This window comes from Paenarthrobacter sp. 2TAF44 (assembly GCF_052114885.1).
GTDB lineage: Bacteria > Actinomycetota > Actinomycetes > Actinomycetales > Micrococcaceae > Arthrobacter.
In genome coordinates, this window is the sequence record NZ_JBFRFP010000002.1 from 158523 (window position 1) to 183138 (window position 24616).

Here is a 24616-nt window from a genome sequence, read left to right on the forward strand (position 1 = left end):
CCCAGCGGACCGGTGCCGGAGGCAATCTCGAACATCGGCCATTGAAAGGAAACAAGATATGTCACGTGCAGTAGGTATCGACCTCGGAACCACTAACTCCGTGGTCTCTGTCCTTGAAGGTGGCGAGCCCACCGTCATCGCCAACGCAGAAGGCGGCCGCACCACGCCGTCGGTCGTTGCGTTCTCGAAGTCCGGCGAAGTCCTGGTTGGCGAAATCGCAAAGCGCCAGGCCGTCAACAACATCGATCGCACCATCGCTTCCGTCAAGCGCCACATGGGCACCGACTGGTCCGTCGCCATCGATGACAAGAAGTACACGCCGCAGGAAATCTCCGCGCGTATCCTCATGAAGCTCAAGAACGACGCCGAGAGCTACTTGGGTGAAAAGGTCACCGACGCCGTGATCACCGTTCCGGCATACTTCAACGACGCCGAGCGCCAGTCCACCAAGGAAGCCGGCGAAATCGCAGGCCTCAACGTCCTCCGCATCGTCAACGAGCCCACCGCGGCTGCACTGGCTTACGGTCTGGACAAGGGCAAGGAAGACGAACTCATCCTGGTCTTCGACCTCGGTGGCGGTACGTTCGACGTCTCCCTCCTCGAGGTTGGCAAGGACGAAGACAACTTCTCCACCATCCAGGTCCGCGCAACCGCAGGTGACAACCGCCTCGGTGGCGACGACTGGGACAACCGCGTGGTCGAGTGGCTGCTGAACCAGCTCAAGATCAAGGGCATCGATCTCTCCAAGGACAAGATCGCCCTCCAGCGTCTCCGTGAAGCTGCAGAGCAGGCAAAGAAGGAACTCTCCTCCTCCACCAGCACCAACATCTCCCTCCAGTACCTGTCCGTCACCCCCGACGGCCCGGTCCACCTGGACGAGCAGCTGACCCGTGCCAAGTTCCAGGACCTCACCAAGGACCTGCTGGACCGTACCAAGAAGCCGTTCCACGACGTCATCGCTGAAGCCGGCATCAAGGTTTCCGACATCGATCACATCGTGCTCGTCGGTGGCTCCACCCGTATGCCCGCCGTCTCCGAGCTCGTCAAGGAACTTGCCGGCGGCAAGGAGCCCAACAAGGGCGTCAACCCGGATGAAGTTGTAGCCGTTGGTGCTGCCCTCCAGGCTGGTGTCCTGAAGGGTGAGCGCAAGGACGTCCTCCTCATCGACGTCACGCCGCTGTCCCTCGGCATCGAAACCAAGGGTGGCGTCATGACGCACCTCATCGAGCGCAACACGGCTATCCCCACCAAGCGTTCCGAGACCTTCACCACCGCCGACGACAACCAGCCGTCCGTGGCCATCCAGGTCTTCCAGGGCGAGCGTGAATTCACCCGCGACAACAAGCCGCTGGGCACGTTCGAACTGACCGGCATCGCTCCGGCACCCCGCGGCGTCCCGCAGGTCGAGGTCACCTTCGACATCGACGCCAACGGCATCGTCCACGTGTCCGCCAAGGACAAGGGCACCGGCAAGGAACAGTCCATGACCATCACCGGTGGCACGGCACTCTCCAAGGAAGACATCGACCGCATGGTCCGTGAAGCCGAGGAGCACGCCGCAGAGGACAAGGCCCGCCGCGAAGCTACGGACACCCGTAACTCCGCCGAGCAGCTCGCCTACTCCGTGGACAAGCTGATCGCGGACAACGACGACAAGCTGCCGGCAGAGGTCAAGACCGAGGTCAAGGCCGACGTCGACGCCCTCAAGTCCGCGCTGGAAGGCACCGACGACGCCGCTGTGAAGACGGCCTTCGAGAAGCTGCAGGCTTCCCAGACCAAGCTCGGCGAAGCCATCTACTCGCAGGCAGCCGCAGCTGACGCTCCGGGTGCCGGTGCTGAAGGCGCTCCGGCCGGCGAGAAGACTGCTGCCGACGAAGACATCGTCGACGCTGAAATCATCGACGAAGACGAAGCGAAGAAGTAGCCATGCCCCACCACGGCAACGAAGCAGAGCACTCTGAAGGAAACGAGCCGCGCAAGCCCGTAATTCGGGACAACCGCAAGGTTGACCCGGAAACCGGGGCTGCCCGACACCCCGAAGGCGAAGCTGCTGCTCCCACCGAAGGCAACGCCGCCCCCACGGAAGGTGACGCTCTCTCCCAGGCTGAGGAAATCCTCAACGGGGTAGAAGTCCCGGCCGAGGAATCGGTAGCCTCCGGCGCCGCGGCTGAAGCCCAGGCAGCGGAGCTCCGCAACGACCTCCTTCGCCTTCAGGCTGAATACGTCAACTACCGCAAGCGCGTCGAACGCGACCGCGCCGTAGCAGGGGAGATGGCCGTCATCGGCGTCCTGAACTCCCTGCTCCCGGTGCTGGACGACGTCGACGCCGCACGCCAGCACGGTGACCTCGAAGACGGCCCCTTCGCCGCCATCGCCACCAAACTGGAGAACGCGCTAAAGACGTACGGACTGGAACGCATCGCGGAAACCGGTGTCGAATTCGACCCCACTATCCACGAGGCACTCATCCAGCAGCCCGGCGAGGACATCGACGTGGACAGGGTCAGCCAGGTGCTGCGCTCGGGATACCGCTCAGGCGAGCGGGTTCTGCGAGCAGCCCAAGTGATCGTCGCGGTTCCGGCGTAGTTGGTCACCCAACGCCTTCGCGGATGAGGGGGCCCCGCCCCTTCGCCGGGTGGCCGAGGATCTGCGATCCTTGGCCACCCGGCTTCGGCAGGCCCGATGCCACTCCCGGGCCCCCTCATCCGCTACGGCTCGGCGGGCGACTCGCCTAAGGTGGGATGACCGCAGCGCAGCTGGATAGGGGGCCGCGGCGTGGCGGGCATCGCGAAGCGGGCACGGCCCCCTATCCAGCGGAGCGCAAGCTTCGACACAACGAAAGGAAACGCTCTTGGCCAGCCAGGACTGGGTTGAAAAGGATTTTTACGCGATCCTTGGTGTTGCCAAGGACGCGTCCGACGCGGATATCAAGAAGGCTTACCGCAAGCTAGCCCGCGAGCATCACCCTGATACGAACTCGGGGAATGCTGCTGCGGAGAAGAAGTTCAAGGACATTTCCGAGGCCTACTCGGTGCTGTCCAATCCCGAGGACCGGCAGCAGTATGACGCTATCCGTGCCATGGGTGGCGCACGGTTCGCCCCCGGTGCGGGGGCTGGGCGTGGTGGTGCTGGCGCTAACGGTGGGTTTGAGGACCTCTTCGGTGGTTTGTTTGGTGGCGGCGCGCGTCAGCCTTCGGGTGCCGGGGGTATTCCTCCGGAGTTTGCTGACCTGTTTGGTGGCGGCTTTGGTGGTGGCCAGACCGGGTTCCAGCGTGCTCCGCAGAAGGGCTCGGATCGCACTGCGACGACGTCCATCTCCTTTGCTGGTTCCATCAAGGGCACCACTGTGAGCCTGCGTGAAAGCAACGGCCACGTAATCGACGTCAAGATCCCCGCGGGCATCAAGGACGGGCAGAAAGTCCGGCAACGCGGCAAGGGCAACGTTGGTCCCGCAGGAAACGGTGACCTCATCATCACTGTGAACGTGAAGCCCCACGAGTTTTTCCAGCGCGACGGCGACAACATCCGCATCCACGTGCCCGTCACCTTCGCCGAAGCTGCGCTTGGCGCGACCATTGACGTTCCAACGATCGACGGCGACACCGTCAAGGTGCGCGTCCCGGCCGGAACACCTTCGGGTCGTACCCTCCGGGTCAAGGGCCGTGGTGTGAAAACGTCCAAGGCGACCGGCGACCTTCTGGTGACTATCGACGTCGCCGTCCCCCAGAACCTGAACAAGGAAGCGGAGGAGGCCGTGAAGGCATTTGCTGCCGCGACCACCGACGCCAACCCGCGTCACGATCTGGCCGCGAAGGCCCGGTTGTAAGGAGACGGTCATGGCAATCGACGTCAACCAGCCGATCTTTGTCATCTCCGTCGCCGCGGAGCTTGCCGACATGCATCCGCAGACGTTGCGCCAGTACGACCGCCTGGGCATCGTCTCGCCCAGCCGTGCCCCAGGGAAGTCCCGGCGGTACTCGCAGAACGACGTCGACAAGCTGCGGGAGGTCCAGCGCCTCTCGCAGTCCGGCGTCTCGCTCGAAGGCATCAGGCGCATCCTGGACCTTGAAAACCAGGTAGCGGCGTTGCAGTACCGGGTGGCCGAACTGACAGAAGAACTGACCCGGCGCCGGAGTCCTTTGGACACTCGCATCTTCGCAGCGGGAGCAGCGGGCGACGTCGTTAGTCTGGCCCGCGGTCAACGTCCCCGTGCGCGGTCGCAAGCCGTTGTGGTGTGGAGACCGCGGCCCGAGCAGTAGGCTGCCTCACTCCACCACCGTATCGGCATGCCTGTGCGCCACCTTCCACTCGCCATCCTCGCGGCGGTAGACCTGGGTGGCCCTCAGAACCTGGCTCACCGGCTGCCCCGTGACCGAGATTGAGGACCGCTCCAAACCGGCGGTGTAGGCCATGTCGCCAACGACGTCGTAGGACTGCAGCTCGAATGAGTAGGCGGTGCAGTCGGAGAACCTGTTGGACAAGTCTGTGAAAAGCCTGCCGACTTCTTCCTGCCCGACGGCGTTGCGCCAGGCGCCCAGGACGCTTACAGGCTCGTGGCTTGACCAAATGGCTCGACGCGGAGCGGAGTCACCGTTGAGGAGGGCCACCTCAGCCTGATAGAGCGTGGTCCTGACCCAGGCAAGGAACTCATCACTCTCATTCATACCCTCAGTATGCTCCCGCACCATAAGGAGGTACTGCCGGAACCTGTAACAGCGTACTCTCCCGCGCCACCATCAAAAGGAGTGTCATTGATAGGAGAACTCCATGAATCACTGAAAGAGAGGCACACGATGGCACCCAGCGAAACGGCACGACGGAATCACGATGAACTCTTCCCGGGTCAGCTCCCAGCCTTGGCGGTCACCGACCCCGAGCTCGTAGACGTCTTCAGCAACTTCGCTTTCGACGAGGTTTTGAGTCACGGAAAATTGGACACCAGGACCAGGCTCATGGTTCAGCTCGCCTCTCTTATCGCGTCCCAGGCAATGGGGGAGTACCGCGCGTTGCTTGGAGCCGCCCTCACGGTAGGGGTGACCCCGGTGGAAGTGAAAGAACTTGTCTATCAAGCAGTCCCCTACGTCGGCATGGGCAGGGTTTCGGATTTCCTGCACGCCACCAATGAAATCCTCAGGGAGCACGGCGTGGAGCTACCCGTTCCGGGCCAGTGCACCACTACGCCGAAAGACCGAGGGGAAAAAGGTCTGGCCATCCAGAAGGAGATCATAGGCGCAGAACGGATCGACGATATGCGTGCAGCTGCTTCGGCTGATGAGATGCACTTCCAGGACTACCTTGCCGGGAACTGCTTCGGCGATTATCTGACACGCACCGGCATTGATGTTCCGCGGCGTGAACTACTCACGTTGTCCATGCTTGTTTCCCTTGGCGGCTGCGAACCACAGGTCAAGGGGCACATTCTGGCCAATCTGAACGTAGGAAACAGCCGCGGGCTGATGCTCGACGTCATCACGCAATTGCTGCCGTACATCGGATATCCCCGGACGCTCAACGCCCTGCGCGTACTCAACGAGACAGTGCCGGCATCCAATGCCGGGTAGGGCTGGCTTCAGCTGTGGATAGTGGCCAGAAATAGACGATAATAAAGTCATGGCACGGCAAGAAGGGCACGTGCTAGTGGTTGGCGTGTAGGCGCTGGAAAGCGCCCCATGCGCGTGTAGTGAGGGAAGATTCCGATGTCGTTGTCGGATGAAGAACGCAGGAGTTTGGAAGAGCTTGAGCGGGATCTCGCTTCATCGGATCCTGACTTGGACCTCCAGCTGAAGTCGGGGCGCCCGCGAGGTGCGGTGGCGCGCTCATTTTTTGGTGTCCTCGCAGTTTTGGCCGGTTTTGCCATGGTCATTGCGGGGATCATCACGCAACTCGTCCTTGTGGGTGTGGTCGGGTTCCTGCTCGCTGGAACAGGCGCCTACTTACTTTTCAGCAGGATGGTCCTCAGGAGAAGGACGCGACGACACGATGAAGGCAAGCCGGACTAGTTCGGCACCGGGCTAGTCCGGCAGAATCGGGCTGCCCTCAGTACGTCTCCGGGGGCACATCCGCAGACGAAGCCGCGAGGTCATTCGGCGTGGAAGGGTTCGCTGTCTGCGTGGCCGGTTTGGGCGGCGTGGCTGGTTTGGCAGGGACAGGCTCCCCGGGAGGCACCATCATTCGCCATGCGAGCACAAGCCCTGCGCCGACGCCAGCAACTGCGAGGGCAACCATCCATCCGGCACGCGGGGAACTCCGCTGACTGGTGCGGCGGCTCAAAGTTTGCGTTGTTCTCTTGACCGCTCTGGCCGCGGTGCGCTGAGCCCTTTTTGCGGCTTTACGGTTCCCGGTCAGTGTGAGCATCACACCGTGCACCACAGATGGAACGTCGGCGTGATTGATCCGGGACAACGCCCACCCCACAACTGCATCCGCTTGCGACGACGTGCCCTCCGCTGCGTGCTTCACCCACTCGCCGGCCAGGTCCTGGACTGCGGGAATGATGTTTTGTGCTTTGTACATGTGAACCCCTCACGGAGTAGATGGCCCCGTTGCCAGACTACGCCGCGGGCCGCGGGACCAACAGGTGCCCGAACACAACGCTCGTTCAGGTCCGGATTACCGCTGCCAGCTCCACAGGCTTCTCCAGTCCGGCCCACTTCCCGCTGAGGATCAACTCGCTGTGGAGCTCCGGAGATGCAGCTGCGCTGGCCGAAGAATCAACATCGACAACCCGCGATACCTTCAAGCGAAGCTCACCAGCATCAATGATGGTCACGCCACTGCCCGATACCGGGGCCGAGGCACTCAAGGCGGGGACACCGACGTCGAGCGTTCCGCTTCCCTTCACGTTGACCGTGCTGGGCCGGGGCTCGCGTTCGCCGTCGACGATCAGTGCAGCCTCTTCCTGGCCGGTGAGGATGGCAGTGGCGAGGGCCTTGACGTAAACGGGGTCGGCGCAGGCGTCGTAGACCCACCGCTTGCCGAGGACGGAGTGGTCCATGGTGCCGATGAGCCATTCTTGGGCGCCGGCCAGTTCGTAGCCCCTGTAGCTCAGGGGGACCTGATAGATCCGCTCTCCCGCAGCGACGACATGTGTCTCGAGCCCGACCTCGCCGGCGGGGTCGTCAAAACGGTAGGCTCCGATGAGCTCCGGGGCACCTTCCTGGACGAACCAGGGCTGCGTCGGCAGGTATCCAGCGATGAGTTCGAGCTTGGACGGGGACAGGGTTGCCTTGTGAATAATCGCCATGTTCTCCAGCCTAGGCCAGGGCGGGGGCCCGTTCGATACGGTGCCCGATGCGCGGCCTCGCCCCTGCACTGTTTACAATCGAAGGGACGCGCCGACTATTGAGGGAATCATGAAGAAACTCACCACTGTCCTGATCGCTGCCGGGCTGCTTGCCACGGCTTCAGCTTGCTCTTCGCCGCAGCTGACCACCGCAGAAACGTGTGATCGGGTGGGTGTCGCCGTTGCCAGCCTTCCGAGCAACGCCAGCAAGACCGCAACCATTCGCGTCGCAAACGCCATCCGCCCGATTGAACCGGTTGCTTCCAACGAGATGAAGCCCGTGGTCACGGCCATCCTTGAATACTCGGATGAACTCGTGAAGGAGACCCCGGACGAGAACAAGATGGGTGAGCTTTCCGCCGCCTACCAGGAAGCCGGCACCAAGTACGGCGAGCTCTGCCGCGGCTAATGACGCCCGCGGCCTGACGGCTACAACCCCCGATGTTCTCTCACATCACAGCCTTTAAACCCGGACGTTCTCTCACATGATGTGAAAGAACATCCGGGAAAAGACGTCAGGATGTGAGAGAACATCCGGGGGCTAGGGCGCGCGGAGCGCCGCGTGGAAGGCGAACGACGCGTTGCTCCAAATCACGAACAGCAGGGGAGCAGGTGCCAACGCGATGCCCAGAACGGGCTGAAGCACGGCTGCAGAGGCAATGATTCCGAGCAGGACCAGCATGGCCAGGCTCAGATACCAGCGCTGGGCGGCCAAATAGAGCGAGGCCTTGAGGATGCTTTTCAGCCTTGCCTCGGGCAGAAGCACGACGCCGGAAATCGCCGTCACAGTAAGGCTCACCGTGAGCGCGGCTACTACGACGATCAGCGGTACGAGGACCGCCGCAGCCGGCATGGCCGAAACGATCGCGAGATCCACACCGAGGAACATCAGCAGGCCAACGGCACCCAAGCCCAGCACGGCTGTCCTGCCAAAACTGCGCTTGTATCCCTGAAGGAAAGCAGCCACCGGCTTGACCGCGCCGCCGTCGTCGTTCAAGGCCTTGAAGGCAGCGAAGATGCCGGCCAGGGATGGCGCGATAGTTACCGAAAGCGCCAGGAAGAACGGCCACGCAGCGGCGGGGTCGGCCACCAACGACAGGCTGAGGACCAGCGGAGCGTTGGCTATGGCCAGCAGGACGTTGCCGACCAGGAACGTGTAAATGAAGCCGAAAATGCTCCCAAAGGTTTCGAACCCCGGCCCGGCCCACCGGCGTCGCTTCTGCTGCAAAGTCGTCGCACCCACAGCACTCATCCTTTCATCCCGCTGGTTGCGATGCCCTGGATGAAGTAGCGCTGCCCGATCAGGAAGATGATGAGGATCGGGATCACGGAGATCACTGAGCCGGTCATGATCATGGCGTACTCGGCGTCGAACTGGCCAACGAAGGAACGCAGGCCCAGCTGGACAGTCCAGAGGCGGTTGGACGTGAGGTAGATGAACGGACCCATGTAGTCGTTCCACGTGTTAACGAAGGTCAGCAGTGCCAGACTTGCGAGGGCCGGCTTGGACAGGGGCAGTATCACGCGGGCCCAAATGCCGTACTCGCTCAGGCCGTCGATGCGGGCGGCTTCGCAGAGCTCGTCCGGGATGGTCATGTAGTACTGCCGCATCAGGAACACACCGAACGCGCCGAATGCCTGCAGCAGGATCAGGGCGTTGAAGCTGTTGGTCAGTCCGAGCTGCTGCATCATGATGTACTGCGGAACCATGTAGGCCTGCCACGGAACGGCGATGGTGCCGATGTAGCAGAGAAAGAGCACATCGCGGCCTGGGAAACGGACCTTGGAGAAACCGTAAGCGGCAAGCGAACCCGTCAGCACCTGGAGGCACGTGATGACCACCGCAAGGTACAGGGAGTTCTGCAGATAGCCCATCATGGGGATGCGCGTCCAGATGTCCGCGTAGTTGCTCCAAACGAATTCTTTGGGAACCCACTGGATGGGGACGGTGAGGACCTGGTTGTTTTCCTTCAGGGAAGAGGAAAGCATCCAGATGAACGGCACCATGAGCGCCACCACCAGCACCACTAGAACGCCGTAGATGACGTAGTTCGCGGTCCGCTTCTTCTGCTCGCGGGGCGAGCGCTTTCGATCCGTACGACGGCGGTCTTCCGCGCTGGGTGCGCCGCCCTGTACGGACGACGCTTGGACGTTGAGTTCCAGGGCTTTGAGGTCTTCAGCCATGTTGGTCATCAGCGTTCCCTCCGCTGTTGAATCTTGAATTGCAGGACGGTGATCGTCAGCACGATGATGAACAGGACCAGTGAGATGGCCGAGGAGTAGCCGAACTTACCTTCGCCGATGCCCTCCTGGTAGATGAGCTGGGACAGCACCGTGGTGGATCGGCCAGGGCCACCATTGGTCATAACCACAATGAGGTCGAACACCTTGAAGCTGGAGACCGTAAGCATGACCACCACGAAGAACGTGGTTGGCCGCAGGGACGGGATGGTGACGTTCCAGAAACGCTGCCAGGCGCTGGCTCCGTCAACTTCCGCGGCTTCATAAAGCTCCGTTGGGATGGCCTGAAGTCCGGCCAAATACAGCACCATGTAATAGCCCATGTCACGCCACACGCTGGTGATGATCACGGCGGGCAGGGCCCAGTCCGAGCTGGATGTCCAGCCCGGGGCCTCGGCGATGCCGACTGCGTGAAGGAACTGGTTGATCGGGCCGGTGTCCGGGCTGAACAGCATGTTCCAGACGACCGCTACGGCCACCAGGGACGTAATGTACGGAAAGAAGATCGCTACCCGGAAGAAGCCGATGCCCTTGAGCTTACGGTTCAGGAGCATCGCGAGGATGAGAGCGAGCGCCATGGTGAGCGGGACATGGCCGAGTGCGTAGACAACCGTGTTCCGCAATGCGATCCAGAAGGAGTCGCTGGCGAACATGCGCTGGAAGTTGGCCAGGCCCACCCACTTGGGTGCGTTGAACGAGGTCCATTCCATGAAGGAGAGCGCGAACGCCGCCAGGACCGGAATGAGGGTGAAGGCCAGGAACCCAAGGAAGTTCGGAAGGATGAAGGTCCAGCCGATCAACGTATTACGCCTGGCCTGCTTCCTGTTGCCCCGGCTGAGTGCCGGGGCAGGCGTCGGGGTGATGGTTTCTGTAGTCATGATGGTTCTTACTGGCCGAGAACTTCACTCTTGACGCGCTTGTCCATCTCAGCGATGCCGTCGGTGACGGACTTCTCGCCGACCATGATGAGCTCGTGCTCCTGGTTGAGGATTTTGTCCGTGGCTGAGGACTTATCGCTGACGGGCATTTCCAGGGCGGTGTCCTCCGGAGTGAAGGCCTTCTTGGACAGCTCGTCCGTGGGCATTCCGTCGAGCTTGAAGTATTCGGCTGTCACGGAATCGTTCTGCAGGGCGGGCACAACGCCGATCTTGGAGATAGCCTTTGCTCCTTCTTCGCCGGCTGCCCATTCGATGAACTTCTTGGCTTCATCAGAGTGCGCTGCGTTCTTGTTCACAGCGAAGGCAGTGGGCGACCCGAACGTGGTGACCTTACCGTCGTCGTTCTTCTGAGGCATCGGAGCCAAGCCCCAATTTACGTTGGTTTTGCCGTCCTTCTTGGCCTGCAGAAGACTGGAAATGTACCAGGTGCCCATGGGCATCATGGCTGCCTGGCCGGACTCGAACATGGTGCGGTAGCTGGTTTTCTGGCTCTTGGCGGTGCCGAAGTCCAATGTGGCTCCGGATTTCTGCAAGTCCAGGGCGGTGTTGTACTGGTCCTGGAAGTAGCCGTACTCGCCGCTGTTCTGGTCAGCGCCGTTCTGCGCCGCTGAGATTGCCTGAACCACGGAACGCCAGATGTGGTGGTAGGTACCATATACCTTCTTGCCGTCCGCTTCGCTGGTGAGCTTCTTGGCAAGCTGTGTGTACTTCTCCCACGTCAGGTCCTTGGGGTCTTCAACGCCGGCGGCCTTGAACAGGTCCTTGTTGTAGTACAGGAGCCAGAAGTCCTGACGGTAGGGTGCGGCGAAGTACTTTCCATTGATATCGAACGCATCGATGCTGGCCAGGTTGTCCTTGCCCACCTTGTCCACCACGCTGTTGATTTCCTGCAGCTGGCCGTTGTTGGCGTAGCGGGAGTAATCAATCACGTTCTTCATGGTCAGGACGTCGGTGGTGTCGCCACCCGCCAGCATGGTGGTGACCTTCTGGGGGTAGTCGTCAGCCAGGATGTCCACGGGTTCAATGTCCACGTTGGGGTGGGAGGCCTCGTAGCCGTCAAAAAGGGCCTTGAACTCCGGAGTGCCCGCATAGTTCCATACCGAGACAGTCAGCTTGGTCTTGCCTTCGGCCGTCTGCGGTTCAGCGGGGCCCGCAGCGCCGGCACAGCCGGTGAGTCCGAGTCCTGCAGTCACCGCAAGGGCGATTGCGGCGAGGGTTGTGCGCTTCATTGCGTTCTCCTTACTAAGGGTTTAAGTCTGCCGCAATTGCGGCTTCTTTGTGCTTGGGCTAGGCACTGAGGCCGAGGTCCGCGTGGACTACTTGGGCCAGGAGGTCCTTGCCGGCGAGGTACCGTTCAAGGTCATCCAGTGCGGCATCGGACATCCGCCGGGTTTCGGTTCCGAGTGAGCCTGCGATGTGTGGGGTGATGATCACATTGGGGAGGTCGTACATTGTGGAGTCAGCGGGCAGTGGTTCAGGTTCCGTGACGTCCAGCAGGGCGGTGATTCGTCCGGTGGCGCACTCTTTTTCCAAGGCCGCGGTGTCAACCAGGGAACCACGTGCGGTGTTGATGAGGGTGGCGTGGTCTTTCATGGCTGTGAGCTGGGCCGTGCTGATCATGTGGCGGGTCTCTGGGAGCGCGGGTGCGTGGATGGTGACCACGTCAGATACGGGCAGGAGTTCTTCAAGCGTGACCAGTTTCGCTCCCGCAGCAGCCACTTCCAAAGGGTCGGCGTGCGGATCACTCACCAGGCAGGTTACGTCCTGGAGCTGCTGGACCAATTGGACCACCCGTCGTCCGATCCGCGAGAATCCGATCACGCCCACCACGCGGCCGATATTGCCCAGTTCGCCGCGCTCGCTGATGTAGCTCCAGTCTTCGCGGAAGGAGCGGGCATCATTGGCCAGCACCTGGGCCTTCTTGCCAGCCAGGACAATCGAAGCGAAGGTAAATTCGGCGACGGGGATCGCGTTGGCATCGGCACCGTTGGTGACAGTGATTCCGCGGTCCCAGAGTTCCTCGCTGACGAAGCTACGTACCGTTCCTGCACAGTGAAAAATTGCCCGGAGTTTGGGCATGCGCTCCAGGCGCTCGGCGTTGAGCCGGGGAACTCCCCAACTGGTGAGGAGGATTTCCACCTCTTCCAAGCGACCGTACAGCTCAGGATTGTCCAGGGAATCCGTCCACGGCTCATCACCAAGATCCACCAATTCTGCCAGCCGCTCCAGTCGTGTGGAATCGAACTGATCAGCAAAGGTTCCGCTATTCATGACCAGCATTGCCTGGGGCTTGAGCGACATTGAGGGGATCCTCCCTTCGGATTTCAGCCGGCCTGTTCGACCGGTTATTTATGTGTTGCATCACATCTAATAATCAGTACATACTCATGAACAAGACAGTTCATTCAACTCAATCGAGCTTGATCTTAAACGTTCATACTCGAACAAATGAGAGAAGAATTCCTATGGCAATCGGCACAGACGCCGTCCAAGCGCCACCATTGCTCACTTCGTGGGGCTCCCAGGCTGAGGCTGGGTCCCTCGTTGAATCGCTTCGCGGCGCACGCGATCGACTCACCATTCGTCAAGCGTCCGACGCCGGGTGGCAGCACGTTGCTGCATGCTCGCTCACGAAGATACGCAGCCAGGCCGTGACGGAGAAGGGCACTCCCTGGCCTCAACCGCTCTTGTCCCACTACGCCCGCTACTTTCGCGACGGTAATCGCACGGCGTACGAAGAACTCGTGGCGAGCCGGCAGCAGCGGCTGACGCGCGCCGTCGTGATGGCTGCGGTGGAGGGCTCGGACCAAGCCGGGTGGCTTGATGAAGTAATCGACGGCGCCTACCTCCTGTGCGAGCAGAGCTCCTGGAGTTGGGCTGCCCATGATGATGTTTTTACCCGCAACGGCGAAGTGGTTCCTGACCGCTCCCGCCCTTACCTGGACCTGGGCGCCGGTGAGGTAGTTGCCCAGCTCGCGTGGCTGGATCTCGTGCTAGGTGAGCAGCTGGATGAGCGCGCTCCTGGCCTGCGGAAACGCATTCACTTGGAGGCCGACGAGAGGGTAATCCGCCCGTTCCTGGACAGGCTGGACTGGCACTGGCTGGGCCTCGACGGGGACGTCCACAACTGGAATCCGTGGATCCACTCGAACATCATTGTTGCCGCGCTGTTGCTGGTAGATGATCCGGAAGTGCAGGCTCAAACTGTCGCCCGGTGCATCGAGGGACTTGACCGTTTTCTTGCCTCGATTCCTGCTGACGGCGCTATTGACGAAGGCTTCGCCTATTGGTGGAACGGGGCCGGGCGCGCCTTGGAAGGCCTCGCCGTCCTGGAACAAGCTACCGACGGAATGCTCAACGTGGACCTGCCGGTGATCCGCGAACTCGTCGCGTTCCCACACCGCATGCACCTGGGTCATCGTTGGTTCCTGAACGTCGCCGACGGTCCCGCCCGCGCACCCGCAGGCCTTTCCTGGGACATGCTGCACCGTTGGGCCGTGCGACTCGGTGACTCCGGAGCAGCCCACCATGCCGCAACCTTTGCCGCCGTCGAACCCGAACCCGAACCGTGGGCTGGACTAGGCCGCGTCCTCACCTCCCTTACCCAACTAGGTAGCAGCACAGCGCGTTTTGAGCCCTCAAAACGCGCACAGCTGCGACCTGGTTGGGGGACGTACCTTCCTTCCGTCCAGATCATGATCGCCCGGCAAACTCCCGGCACCACGGACGGACTCACTCTCGCGGCCAAGGGCGGGCATAACGGCGAGCATCACAACCATCGCGACGTCGGGTCCGTGGTGGTTGCCATGGACGGGGTCCCCTTGCTGGTGGACGCCGGCCAGCCCACCTACACAGCGCAGACGTTCGGCCCCGACCGCTATCAGATCCGGGCCATGCAAAGCGCGTGGCACAGCGTGCCGGCGCCGTTCGGCCTGGAGCAGGGGACCGATTCGTCCTTCGCAGCTACGGTTCTCCAGGAGCCCACTCCCGAGGAGCCGGCCCTCGCACTCGGACTTGGCTCCGCCTACGGGCTGGACCACGCTGAGCAGTGGATCCGGACCTCCATGCTGAACCGGGAACTTGGAACCGTGGTGATAGATGACCGTTGGAACCTGCCGCCAGCGCCAGCGGAGGGAACGCCCGACGTCGACATCACCTATCTCGTGGCCGGCACCGTTCGCCTGGGTCATGACGCGACGGCGACAGTCACGCCCGACGGCATTCCCAACGTGGAAACCACCAGGGGAGTGCACCTCCGCTGGAAGCCGGCGACCGCCGTCGTGCTCGTGGACGAATGGCACCTCGACGATCCGCTCCTCAGTGGCGTTTGGGGCGAAAAGCTAACGCGCCTGCGATTCCGCATGCCCGCCGAAACGCGCGCTTCGGGCGCATTCACCCTCACTGTGGAGACCATCGATGACTAACGAAACAAGTCCCGAGGGCAGCGGTAAGTCGCTGTTTTCGCTGCAACGGCGCGAGCGGTTGATGGAGGAACTGCGCGCCCACGGCGCCATCACGGTGCGCGACATCGCCTCGAAACTCGGTGTCAGCGAACTGACCATCCGGCGTGACGTGAACATTCTGGCCGATGAAGGCCTCGTTTCCCGCGTGCATGGCGGCGCTACGCTACCCAGTCCACTGGACCGCTCAGTTGCGGTGGGAAGGCCATCGGCGCACAGCTATTCCATCGGCATGGTGGTTCCCTCGCTCGACTACTACTGGCCGCAGGTCATCAGCGGAGCCCGCGGCGAGGCCGAACTGCAGAACCTCCGGATTCTGGTTCGCGGCTCAGCCTACGATGCTGCCGATAATCGTCGCCAAGTCCAGGCACTGCTCGATACCCAGAACATCGACGGGCTGATCGTGGCGCCGGACATGAGCGGCGAGCATGGCAAGGAGTTGCTGCGCTGGCTCAATGCTTTGCCCATCCCCGTGATCCTGCCCGAGCGGCGTGCGCCCTCCGAGATCCCGGCCCACCGCCTTGAATGGGTGGCGACTGATCATGCATTCGGGGCGGGAATGGCTGTGCGGCACCTGTGGCAGGAGGGGCACCGGATGATCGGCTGCCTCACGGATTCCACCAGCCCCACCAGCCCGCACGTGGTCCGCGGCTGGAAGCAAGCCCTTGCCGCGCTCAAGATCCCGCTGGACAAATCCATCCACGAGGATTCGGCCAAGCTGGACAATGGCGAACGCGCAAAACACTTTGACCACGTCCTGGAACTCTGCCGTTCCTCGGGGACCACCGCCATGTTGGTGCACTCGGATACCCAAGCTGTGGCGTTCGTGCAGCATTGCGTGGACCGTGGCGTGGACGTTCCCGGCAGCATGGCGATCGTGGGATACGACGACGAAGTTGCCTACCTTGCCGAGCCTGCGATCTCCGCGGTGCGGCCCCCCAAGAGCTACGTCGGCAAGGTTGCAGTGCAGCTCATGGCTGCCCGCCTGGCCGAAGGAAGGATGCGCCCAGTGCATCGAATTGACCTGAACCCTGAACTGATAGTGCGGGAATCCTCTGTGGGTGCTCCGCGCGTCCGGACTGGCGCTGTGCTGGAGGATTCGCTCTGATGGCTCTTGTGCTGCCTCCGCTGGACTTTGCATTGTCCCCTTTTACCGGCCTGACCCGCGATCACTGGTGCTCTTATGCGGACTACTTGCTGCGTTCGGCCCACCGGTTTGGGACTGATGACCACGCCAACATTCACCTCCCAGGCGCCAATAGCCGATACGGCCCGAGGAGTGATTCGCTGGAAGCCTTCGCCCGGACCTTCCTGCTTGCTTCCTTCCGCATCGCCGGGGATCCTGCCAACACCGGCTGGATCGCCGAGTGGTACGCCGAGGGGCTCGACGCCGGAACCAACCCCGCGAATCCCAACCGCTGGCCGACGCCAGGGGAGTTGGGACAGGCGAAGGTTGAGGCGGCGTCGTTGGCGGTTGGCCTGGCACTGACCCGCGACGTCCTGTGGGAGAAGCTCCCGGGGCGTGTGCAGGAGCAGCTCATAGCCTGGTTTGAGACGGTGATCGGCGAGGACTATCCGCCCATCAACTGGGTGTGGTTCCAGATTGTGGTGGAGACGTTCCTGGCTTCTGTTGGTGGGCGCTACTCGGACGAAGACATCGACGCCGGACTCGCCATCCACGACTCGCTCTACCGGGGTGGTGGCTGGTTTGCGGATGGACCGGAGCGTGCGTACGACCACTACGTCGGCTGGGCTTTCCAGGTGTACCCGCAGCTGTGGGCTCTGATGGCGCCTTCCGATCCCCGGGTTTCTGCCCGCAAGAAGCTCGACGGCGACCGGCTGGCTGATTTCCTGGATGACGCTTCTTACCTGGTGGGGTCCAACGGGGCTCCCTTGATTCAGGGGCGAAGTTTGATTTACCGGTTCGCAGCCGCAGCGCCGTTCTGGGCAGGGGAGTTGTCCGGGCACACACGTCTGCAGCCCGGTGTAGCCCGCCGGGCAGCGTCAGGAATGCTTGACTACTTTGCCCGGCACGGGTCCATCACTGAGGATGGGCTCCTGTCCATCGGCTGGCACGGCGAGTTCGCGGGTATGAAGCAGGCGTACTCCGGTGCCGGATCGCCGTACTGGGGTGCGAAGGGGATGCTCGGCTTGGCCCTTCCGGCGGATCACCCTGCGTGGACTGCCGTGGAAGCCCCCTTGCCTGTTGAGGTTGCCGACACCCAGCGCTTAATCGCGGTTCCGGGGTGGCAAGTGGATGGGACTGTTTCCGACGGTGTGGTGCGGATCCGGAACCACTCGACCGATCACGCTGTGGTTGGGGCTTTGGTTGCCGACAGCCCTCTTTACGCCCGGATCGGGTACTCCACACACACGTTTCCCGACCTCTCCGCCGAGTCCGTGGACAACGCGGTGACGTTCGTTGATTCCTCGGGCCGGTTGACGCATCGGACCGGGTTTGAGTACCTTGGTTCGTTTTCCGTGGGCGGAGTCCAGATGGGTGCTTCACGGTTCACTGCTCACTGGATTACTCCTGATCCCGACGCCGGCCCCGACCACGGCAGTGGGGTTGCCGGAAGTGCGACTCCCGGGCCTTCCGTCACGGTGGTTTCTGTGACGCGCGGGGCTGTGGAGCTTCGGCTGGTTCGCGTGCGGGGTGCTGCTTCTTCGGGGGCTTCGCTGCGAATTGGTGGCTGGCCGGTGGATGCCGCATCTTCCGTGGTGAGCTCTGTGCGGGCCGTGCCTGGGTTTGGCTTGGCGTTGGATGCTTCCGGCACGTTTGTCCGGTCCGGCGCCCACCCGATGGGTTCGGAACTCACTATTCCGTGGGTGGGAACCGCGGGAACCGCGCACGACGGCGACTATGCCGCCGTCGTGATTCTCGCCGGTGACGGAGGTGCCTCGCCGGAAGCAGGGGTCACGTTTGTTGCCGGGGAAGGGCAGGGCGAGGGGCGCTTCGTGTTCCCGGATGGTGCTTCCGTGGACCTCGAGCGGCTCGCCCATTTCGACGCGTAGCTGCGCATTCGACGTTGCGCACGGCCTTGTGCGCAGCGAGCCATCGAATCGGGCGACTCGCCACGGTGCAGTAGGCTCGCCGAATGACTCAACGCGAGACGAAGGCACGACTCCTCGCCGCCTATGATCAGCAGCTTCGTACCGATGCGGAGACTCCGAGTGCATTGGAGGTCACTAAGCACGGCCCCCTCCGTCTGGCGACGTTCCTTGGCGGACGCGGGTTCATCACGTACCGGGACCTCGGCGATGCGGATGAGCAAAGCGTCAGGCGGCTCGTCGAAGAGGCGGTCGGGTACTTCCAGGCCAAACCCGAAATCACCAAGGTCGAATGGAAAACCCGTGGCCACGACCGTGCTCCGGGTTTGCACGAGGCTCTGTTGCACAACGGCTTCACCCCGGATCCACCGGAATCCATCATGATCGGCGAAGCCCAGGCGTTGAGCGTCGACGTTCCACTTCCCGACGGCGTCACGCTGCGGCAAGTGACGGACGAAGCCGATGTCCGGGCAATGAGCGCGATGCAGGACGAAGTGTTCGGCGAACCGGTGTCGGATGAGATGGCCGACGCCCTACTGCGCCGGCTCTCTCTGGACGACAGCATGGAGCTGTGGGTGGCAGAGGCGGACGGTCACATCGTCAGCGCCGGACGTCTGGAGCCCGTCCCCGGCACCGATTTCGCGGGGATCTGGGGTGGCGCGACGCGCGAAGAATGGCGCGGCCGCGGCATTTACCGGGCGTTGACGGCGCGCCGTGCCCAGTCCGCGCTCGCTAAGGGAAAGACCCTCATCCACAGCGACTCCACCGAATTCTCGCGCCCAATTCTGGAGCGCTCCGGACTGCTCAAGGTCTCGACGACCACCCCGTACCGCTGGGCGCGTGGCTGAACAATCCGTCTGTGGCCAGCACGTTTAAGCACCCCGCGCCTCCTCCGGACGGATCTGGAGGAGGCACGGGTAGTGACAAATCGTGCCTACTTCCGCTCGGCGAAGTAGGTCACGCACTCGCCCTGATCACCGAACACCGGCGATGGACTCGTCTTCCATCCATTGCTCTTGCACGCGTCCTTACCGGTGGAGAACGTCACCCGGTACTCCTTCGTGGTCCCATTCGGCGCTGTCACGGTGACGACCGCCGTCGGGTTTTCAGCGGTGGGCTGCTGGACCGTAACCTTCGCGTTGGTGTCCAGCGGGTAGCCGACGACGGCGGGAGTCGCCGACGTCGACAAAACCCGATAGTCGCTGGTTCCGGCAGCAAAACCCACGACCGAGGCTTGGTTCACAAGGAGCCTGCCGAGATCGGCGAGCCCGGCATCCGCCAAGCGGGAACCGGCGATGGCCACTTCAGCGACCTTCGTGTACGAACCCGTGGTCACGAACGAAACCCTGATCCCACGTGTGGTCACGGGGTCGAAGCGGACGGTGACCGGTGCCGCCGTCGATAGTCCCGTGATGGTTCCCGCCGACGTATCCTTCCAGATGCCAGCGGCGTCCTGATACTGGATCTTGAGGCTCTGCGCCGCTTTTTCCGCGGACGTCACGGCCACGGAGGAAACGGTGTAGTCCCGGCTGAAGGCGTAGCTCAGGCTGTCGCCGTTGCGACCGCCGCTCACCCAGTTGGACCATCGGGTGGAGGCGTTGGCGTCGCACGTGTTCTTGGCGATGTAGGAGCCCTCGGTGTAGCTGGCAGTTGCTGCGGTGCTGGAATCGTCCTTGCAGATGTTGCTGCTCGGAACCCCGTCCACCACCACGACAGTGAGGGTGGCGGACAGGGAGCCGGCCTTGCCCGGAACTGTCACTGAACCTGTGGATTGCAGCGCTGAAGCATCAAAGGAAGACCAGTTCCACGCCACGGGCAGTGGATTGCGGGCAGGACCGTCAGCGATTTGGCCGGGGACCGTGCTCGGCGCTGCCGCTTGGACCGAGGCCAAAGTGGAGCCGACACCAACAGTCACAGACGCCGGATCCGTTGCCACGTACTGCCCTACAGTCACAGTCAAGAGCGCATCACTGAATGCCTGCCCGTACGGATCAACACCTGAACCGTGGAGTACAACCTTCCCTTCCTTCTGCCACGCTGCTGGATCTACAGGGGACCACGTGACTGCAAGCGGTTTGCCCGGGCCGGCTTTGTAGAGCGGAGTCACCGTGCTGGGGAGGACTGGTGCGACGCCGGTGAGCGTGCTGAGTTCCAAAGGCTGAGTGCCCAGAAGTTTCAAGTCCGCGATGTCCGTGAAGGCCCAGGACTGGTGCGGGTTGCCCGTTGCTGTAGCTGTGGTTCCCGTAGAAGACGCCAGCGCCACAGACGTTCCAGCCGACGTCTGATTGCCCGAAACCTGCAGGGCAATTGCGGCGCCGGCGTTGACCAACGACCACTGCTTGCCGTTTTCGGTCGCCACTATCCACTGTGCAGCAGGAGTCGCCTTGGCTTGGTCCAAGGTCAGGGAAGCAAGCGAAGCAGCACCGGATTGACTGGCGTTCAGCACACCTCCATTGCCTGTGAGCACCCGGCCGTCCTTGTTCGTCAGGACCCAACGGCGATCATTCGCGAACTCATCGTCAGCATTCACTGCGTTGAACGTCCAGATCTGCGGAGCCACGCCCGCAGCGTCCGTACCCAGTTCTTCGATCGAGGAAGAACTATCCGAGCGCGCCGTCAGGTACTTGCCGCTTGCCTCACCGGTGAGGTGATAGCTGTGGCCGTCCTGCACAGGAGCGGCGTCGTCTGAAACTCCGCTGACGCCGTCGACGACGAACGTCACCACTGAGGCGGCAGGAACCTCAAGCGTGGCGGACTTTGACGTGGTGTTGACGGCGACAGGCGTGCCTTTCACCAGCGCGTTCTTCTCGATGTCATCCAGCGGGGACTTGGTGGTGACCACCGGCGTGACCGTGGCGCCTGCCGCGATGCTGCCAAAACGGCTGAGATCGATGGTGACCTTTTCCGGCGTCGGGGTGTCATTGAAGTGGACCAGGGTGGCGCCGTTGCCGTCCGCGCGGAGGGCGCTGGCGGTCTTGGCGTTGTCGTTCTGGATGAGGAAGTCGCCCGGACGGATGTAGTGGGTGAAGTTGCGGGTGGTGTTGTACTTCTGGTTGGTCAGGACCTTGCACTTGGCTTGGTCCTGTGAAGCGCCGTCATTGAGCCGGCGATTGGAGAAGCCTTCGCGGCCGTCGTAATTGCAGTCGAAGTCAACGTAGATGGAACCCCAGCCCTTGTCTGCCTTTTCCTGTTTGTAGGTGTCCTCCACCGGCTGCCAGAAGACCCACGCGTCCGGTTCGAGTTCGCGGAGATCGTTCACCATGCGCCCTGCAATGCCCAGACCGTTGGTGATGTTGGAACGGTCCCAGCCGCTGGTGGAGTCGCCGAGCGCCGGGTTGCCCGTCCAGAATCCGCCCACTTCGCTCATCCACAGCGGCTTGTCCGTGGAGTTGGCGAGGTCGCGGACCCTGCGGCGATCATTGGTTCCGTAAGTGTGGACATTAAGCTGCCCAACCGCGTCCTTGGCCTCTTGGTTGTAGCCGTTCCAGTTGGTCATGAACTTGGTGGGATCCGTCTCGTCCATCGCGGAGATGACTGCATCCGTACTGCCCTTCTCCAGTTCCGCGGCCAGGAGTTTGGTGACGCGATCCTGGGCGGCAGGGTAGATCAGCGCGCCCTCCTGCTTTTGCGTGTACGTCGTCGGCGGCTTCCCGGTGGCGGCGTTGATGTCCGTGCCCCAGTAGCCGGAGTTCGGCTCGTTGAACGGATCAATGGTGTCCACCTTGATGCCACTGCCCTTTTCGAGAAGATCGACGGCGTGCCTCATGTAAGAGGCGAACTTACCTTCAGCTTCGGGCAGCAGGTTCTCGCCCTTGTTGGTGTTGACCTGGCCGGATACGTAGCCACTCTTGGTCATGAACCAGGGTGGGGAGTTGCTGAAGGCCTCCCAGTGGGTGATTTGCTGGTCGGCGGCGAGGCGCTCCACCCACCACCGTTGGTTCTGGTCGGCGTCGGGGTTGTACGACGCGGGGTCATCCGGGTTCCATTGATTCAGGAACGCGAGCTTGTTAGCTTGTGTTTTGTCGACTGTCCCGTCGGGGTTGTAAAGGTTCGACGGCGCCTGGCCGGCTTGCGCGTCGGTGACCGGCTTCCACCATCCCTCCACAGCGCTGCCGTCGTTGAGATAGTTGGCTACGTCCGAGGCGTTGCCGCCGCCGACGTTGTAACGGGCGATGTTGAGGTTGAGGCCGTCCTCGCCGAAGACCTTCTGGTACAGCTGCTCACGGAGCTCGGGGGAGTATCCCGCCGTCGCGTTCGCAAACCACACCAGGCTCGTTCCCCAACCTTCAAAGGCCTTGCCCCGGCTGGCGGGGTTGGGGGTGATGGTGACGGCTGCTGCATCGTCTGCTGTTGCTTTCGGTGCTGTTGCGGGCATGAGTGCAAGGCTCGAGGCCGCAGTGACAGCTGCCGCCAGCACGGCTGCTGGCCTTCGGATTCTTCGCGCGGTAAACGCCATGGGTGGACCTCATCGTCGGTTGTCTTGGGTGCTTGGCCCGGCCTTTGGAAGGCTGGGCAATGCGACACTATGAGGCCCTTGACGTGGCAACAAGGTACTCGAACAGGTTCGAACGGGGTTGGTCAGAAGTGGTCACCTCCATTCAAGCAACGCGGGGTCACTTCTGGCCCGTGTTTCGCCTCGGAAGGGGCCATAAGTGACCCCGGGTTGCTTCCGGTTTGCTCACAATTCCCGCGAACTGTATAGATGTATACAAGTACACACCTAGCTGAGCCGAGGTGGCAGCATGGCAGACCCACAACCACGGAACACAGGAGCGCATCTCGTCTATAACGAGCTCAAACGGCGCATCCTTAGCCTTGAACTCAAACCAGGCGAGCGCATCTACGAGCCGGCGATGGCTACCGAGCTACGCGTCAGCCGCACGCCTCTGCGGGAAGCAATCCGGCGCCTGATTTCCGAGAGCCTCCTGGAGCAGCAAGCCACCGGGGGAGTGGTGGTTCCGATGCTGGATGAGACGGCAATTTCGGAACTGTATGACGTCCGGGCTGCCCTGGAATCGTTGATGGCCCGCGAAGCGTGTGCCAAGGCAACGGCGAACGATATCGAGAAGTTGCAGGGGATCCTTGATCGCAATGCAGCCATGGTGGGATTCGCTGATGAAGCCATGAAGTATGGCGTGACACTGCACGCCACCATCGCAGCTATCGCCGGGAACTCGTGGGCTCAACGCTTCCATGACCAGATCTCGAGCCAAGTTGAGCGGTACCGGCATTTCACCAACAACTCCCCTGACCGTCGGGAAGAGGCCCTCGCCGACCACCGGGTACTTGTGGAAGCCATAGCTTCCAAGAAGCCGGACAAGGCAGCAAAAATCGCGTTCGACCACGTCATCGCCGCCCGGGATGAGACGCTGCGCGCCATTTCAGGCGCGGGTCTCGTAATCGGATGATTGGCGAACTGGGACGGCGCTCGTCCACCGCTCTTCTGATCCATTCGGCCCTCATCCAGGCCGTTACTTTCCTGGTCCGGCCAGCCACCAGCTACAGGGCGTTGGAACTGGACGTCCCCGGGTTTGCGCTCGGTCTTCTCGCTGCAAGCTACGCAGTCTTCCCGCTACTCCTCGCACTGCCGATCGGCGGACTGGTGGACCGCCTTGGTGAGCGCCGGCTCATGGCGATCGGGTCCGCCGTCGTGCTGGGTTGTTCCGCTTTTCTGCTGTTCTTCGGAACGTCAGTTCCCGCATTGGTGGCTGGAACAGCGCTTCTTGGCGCCGGGCAGCTCGCTTGTGTGGTGGGGCAGCAGGCGGTGGTTGCGAACAACGCAGAGTCGGCGCGCTTGGACTCCGCGTTCGGATATCTGACGTTCGCCGCGTCGCTGGGTCAGGCACTTGGGCCGTTGGCCATTTCCTTGGTGGGCGGCGCCTCTGTCCGACCGGATACGAACGCGATCTTCCTTCTCGCGACGGCCATGAGCCTGGTGCTATTCGTGACTACTTTTGTGGTCTCGTCGAAGGTCAGCCGGAGAAGACGCATGTCCAAGGGATCCGCTGGTGGCAAGGGCGGCGCCATGGCACTGCTCAAAACCCCTGGTGTGGTCCGGGCGTTGGCAACGAGCGCTACCGTCCTGGCAGTGGTTGACCTGACTGTCGTCTATCTGCCCGCCCTTGGCGCAGAGCGGGGCCTGAGTGCGGCAACTGTTGGCCTGATGCTGACTGTTCGAGCGGTGTTGTCCATGGTTTCGCGGCTGGGGCTTGGCAACATGTCCCGGAAACTGGGACGGATGAGACTGCTGGTCCTGAGCCTTGCGGTTTCCACCGTGTCGCTGGCAGTAGCTGCCATTCCGATGCCCATGTGGTTGCTCTTCGTCGTCATGGCGTTCCTAGGCCTTGGCCTGGGAATCGGCCAGCCCCTGACCATGTCCTGGCTCTCAGCCCAGGCACCCGAAGGCCAACGCGGACGTGCGCTGGCCTTGAGGCTCGCCGGCAACAGGGTGGGCCAAGTTGTCCTGCCGAGCGCGATCGGAGTTGTGGCCGTCGGCCTCGGCGCGGCTGGCGTCTTCCTGGCTTCCGCAGTGGCTGTCGGCGGAACGATGCTGTTGCTGCGCGGGGTGCGGCTGGACGACTGACCGCCGGCCCAACTGACTGGCATTAGTGGTTGTTCCCAGCGCTGGGAACAACCACAATTGC

General features: G+C 62.4%; 22 protein-coding genes. 13 read left to right on the top strand and 9 right to left on the bottom strand.

Annotated elements, in window-relative coordinates:
- Positions 1-58: 58 nt before the first annotated feature.
- From dnaK to AB4Z15_RS03200, 4 genes are all read left to right on the top strand, one after another.
- The gene (gene dnaK / locus AB4Z15_RS03185; protein ID WP_442016029.1) at positions 59-1924 is read left to right on the top strand and encodes a molecular chaperone DnaK; all 1866 of its coding nucleotides are present in this window, start codon (positions 59-61) and stop codon (positions 1922-1924) included.
- Between the two features lie 2 nt (positions 1925-1926).
- Positions 1927-2586 (top strand): nucleotide exchange factor GrpE, encoded by a 660-nt coding sequence (locus AB4Z15_RS03190; RefSeq protein ID WP_442016030.1) that lies wholly within the window; start codon positions 1927-1929, stop codon positions 2584-2586.
- A 265-nt stretch (positions 2587-2851) separates the two neighbouring features.
- The gene (locus tag AB4Z15_RS03195; RefSeq protein ID WP_442016031.1) at positions 2852-3826 is read left to right on the top strand and encodes a DnaJ C-terminal domain-containing protein; all 975 of its coding nucleotides are present in this window, start codon (positions 2852-2854) and stop codon (positions 3824-3826) included.
- A gap of 10 nt (positions 3827-3836) precedes the next feature.
- On the top strand, positions 3837-4259 hold the full coding sequence (locus AB4Z15_RS03200; RefSeq protein ID WP_442003331.1) for a heat shock protein transcriptional repressor HspR: 423 nt from the start codon (positions 3837-3839) through the stop codon (positions 4257-4259).
- Positions 4260-4265: 6 nt separating this feature from the next.
- Here the strand turns inward: AB4Z15_RS03200 and AB4Z15_RS03205 are convergent, their stop codons facing one another.
- A complete protein-coding gene (locus tag AB4Z15_RS03205) occupies positions 4266-4664 on the bottom strand; it encodes a YybH family protein (RefSeq protein WP_442016032.1) in 399 nt (132 codons plus the stop codon).
- A gap of 129 nt (positions 4665-4793) precedes the next feature.
- On the opposite strand from AB4Z15_RS03205, the gene AB4Z15_RS03210 reads away from it, so the two are divergent.
- Both AB4Z15_RS03210 and AB4Z15_RS03215 read left to right on the top strand, forming a co-directional pair.
- Entirely contained in the window at positions 4794-5561 is a 768-nt protein-coding gene (locus AB4Z15_RS03210; RefSeq protein WP_442016033.1) for a carboxymuconolactone decarboxylase family protein, read from the top strand.
- 135 nt (positions 5562-5696) lie between these two features.
- Positions 5697-5999, top strand: coding sequence for a DUF3040 domain-containing protein (locus AB4Z15_RS03215; RefSeq protein ID WP_442016034.1), 303 nt, complete (start codon positions 5697-5699; stop codon positions 5997-5999).
- 37 nt (positions 6000-6036) lie between these two features.
- Here the strand turns inward: AB4Z15_RS03215 and AB4Z15_RS03220 are convergent, their stop codons facing one another.
- Positions 6037-6513, bottom strand: a complete 477-nt coding sequence (locus tag AB4Z15_RS03220) for a hypothetical protein (RefSeq protein ID WP_442016035.1) — start codon at positions 6511-6513, stop codon at positions 6037-6039.
- Positions 6514-6598: 85 nt separating this feature from the next.
- On the bottom strand, positions 6599-7243 hold the full coding sequence (locus tag AB4Z15_RS03225) for a CG0192-related protein (protein WP_442016036.1): 645 nt from the start codon (positions 7241-7243) through the stop codon (positions 6599-6601).
- Between the two features lie 109 nt (positions 7244-7352).
- On the opposite strand from AB4Z15_RS03225, the gene AB4Z15_RS03230 reads away from it, so the two are divergent.
- Positions 7353-7691, top strand: coding sequence for a hypothetical protein (locus AB4Z15_RS03230; RefSeq protein WP_442016037.1), 339 nt, complete (start codon positions 7353-7355; stop codon positions 7689-7691).
- 132 nt (positions 7692-7823) lie between these two features.
- On the opposite strand, the gene AB4Z15_RS03235 is transcribed toward AB4Z15_RS03230, so the two are convergent.
- The 5 genes from AB4Z15_RS03235 to AB4Z15_RS03255 are packed head-to-tail and all read right to left on the bottom strand — an operon-like array spanning position 7824 to position 12762.
- Complete coding sequence (locus AB4Z15_RS03235) at positions 7824-8525, bottom strand: DUF624 domain-containing protein (RefSeq protein WP_442016038.1); 702 nt, start codon at positions 8523-8525, stop codon at positions 7824-7826.
- Positions 8526-8530: 5 nt separating this feature from the next.
- On the bottom strand, positions 8531-9475 hold the full coding sequence (locus AB4Z15_RS03240) for a carbohydrate ABC transporter permease (RefSeq protein WP_442016039.1): 945 nt from the start codon (positions 9473-9475) through the stop codon (positions 8531-8533).
- Positions 9475-10401 (bottom strand): carbohydrate ABC transporter permease, encoded by a 927-nt coding sequence (locus AB4Z15_RS03245; RefSeq protein WP_442016040.1) that lies wholly within the window; start codon positions 10399-10401, stop codon positions 9475-9477. Before AB4Z15_RS03245 ends, AB4Z15_RS03240 begins: the two co-directional genes overlap by 1 nt.
- A gap of 8 nt (positions 10402-10409) precedes the next feature.
- Positions 10410-11690 carry an ABC transporter substrate-binding protein gene (locus tag AB4Z15_RS03250; RefSeq protein WP_442016041.1) on the bottom strand — a complete coding sequence of 427 codons (1281 nt, stop codon included), beginning with the start codon at positions 11688-11690 and terminating at the stop codon, positions 10410-10412.
- 58 nt (positions 11691-11748) lie between these two features.
- Positions 11749-12762, bottom strand: a complete 1014-nt coding sequence (locus AB4Z15_RS03255) for a hydroxyacid dehydrogenase (RefSeq protein WP_442016042.1) — start codon at positions 12760-12762, stop codon at positions 11749-11751.
- Positions 12763-12926: 164 nt separating this feature from the next.
- Here AB4Z15_RS03255 and AB4Z15_RS03260 point away from each other — a divergent pair, with 164 nt between their 5' ends.
- The 4 genes from AB4Z15_RS03260 to AB4Z15_RS03275 all read left to right on the top strand — a co-directional run bounded on the left by AB4Z15_RS03260 (position 12927) and on the right by AB4Z15_RS03275 (position 18820).
- Positions 12927-14885, top strand: a complete 1959-nt coding sequence (locus AB4Z15_RS03260; protein WP_442016043.1) for a heparinase — start codon at positions 12927-12929, stop codon at positions 14883-14885.
- Positions 14878-16029 (top strand): LacI family DNA-binding transcriptional regulator, encoded by a 1152-nt coding sequence (locus tag AB4Z15_RS03265; protein WP_442016044.1) that lies wholly within the window; start codon positions 14878-14880, stop codon positions 16027-16029. The genes AB4Z15_RS03260 and AB4Z15_RS03265 overlap by 8 nt, the downstream gene beginning before the upstream one ends.
- The gene (locus AB4Z15_RS03270; protein WP_442016045.1) at positions 16029-17936 is read left to right on the top strand and encodes a DUF2264 domain-containing protein; all 1908 of its coding nucleotides are present in this window, start codon (positions 16029-16031) and stop codon (positions 17934-17936) included. Before AB4Z15_RS03265 ends, AB4Z15_RS03270 begins: the two co-directional genes overlap by 1 nt.
- 83 nt (positions 17937-18019) lie before the next feature.
- Entirely contained in the window at positions 18020-18820 is an 801-nt protein-coding gene (locus AB4Z15_RS03275; RefSeq protein WP_442016046.1) for a GNAT family N-acetyltransferase, read from the top strand.
- 86 nt (positions 18821-18906) lie between these two features.
- On the opposite strand, the gene AB4Z15_RS03280 is transcribed toward AB4Z15_RS03275, so the two are convergent.
- A complete protein-coding gene (locus tag AB4Z15_RS03280) occupies positions 18907-22428 on the bottom strand; it encodes a discoidin domain-containing protein (protein ID WP_442016047.1) in 3522 nt (1173 codons plus the stop codon).
- A gap of 286 nt (positions 22429-22714) precedes the next feature.
- On the opposite strand from AB4Z15_RS03280, the gene AB4Z15_RS03285 reads away from it, so the two are divergent.
- The gene (locus tag AB4Z15_RS03285; protein ID WP_442016048.1) at positions 22715-23380 is read left to right on the top strand and encodes a GntR family transcriptional regulator; all 666 of its coding nucleotides are present in this window, start codon (positions 22715-22717) and stop codon (positions 23378-23380) included.
- Complete coding sequence (locus AB4Z15_RS03290) at positions 23377-24555, top strand: MFS transporter (protein WP_442016049.1); 1179 nt, start codon at positions 23377-23379, stop codon at positions 24553-24555. Before AB4Z15_RS03285 ends, AB4Z15_RS03290 begins: the two co-directional genes overlap by 4 nt.
- Positions 24556-24616: the final 61 nt, after the last annotated feature.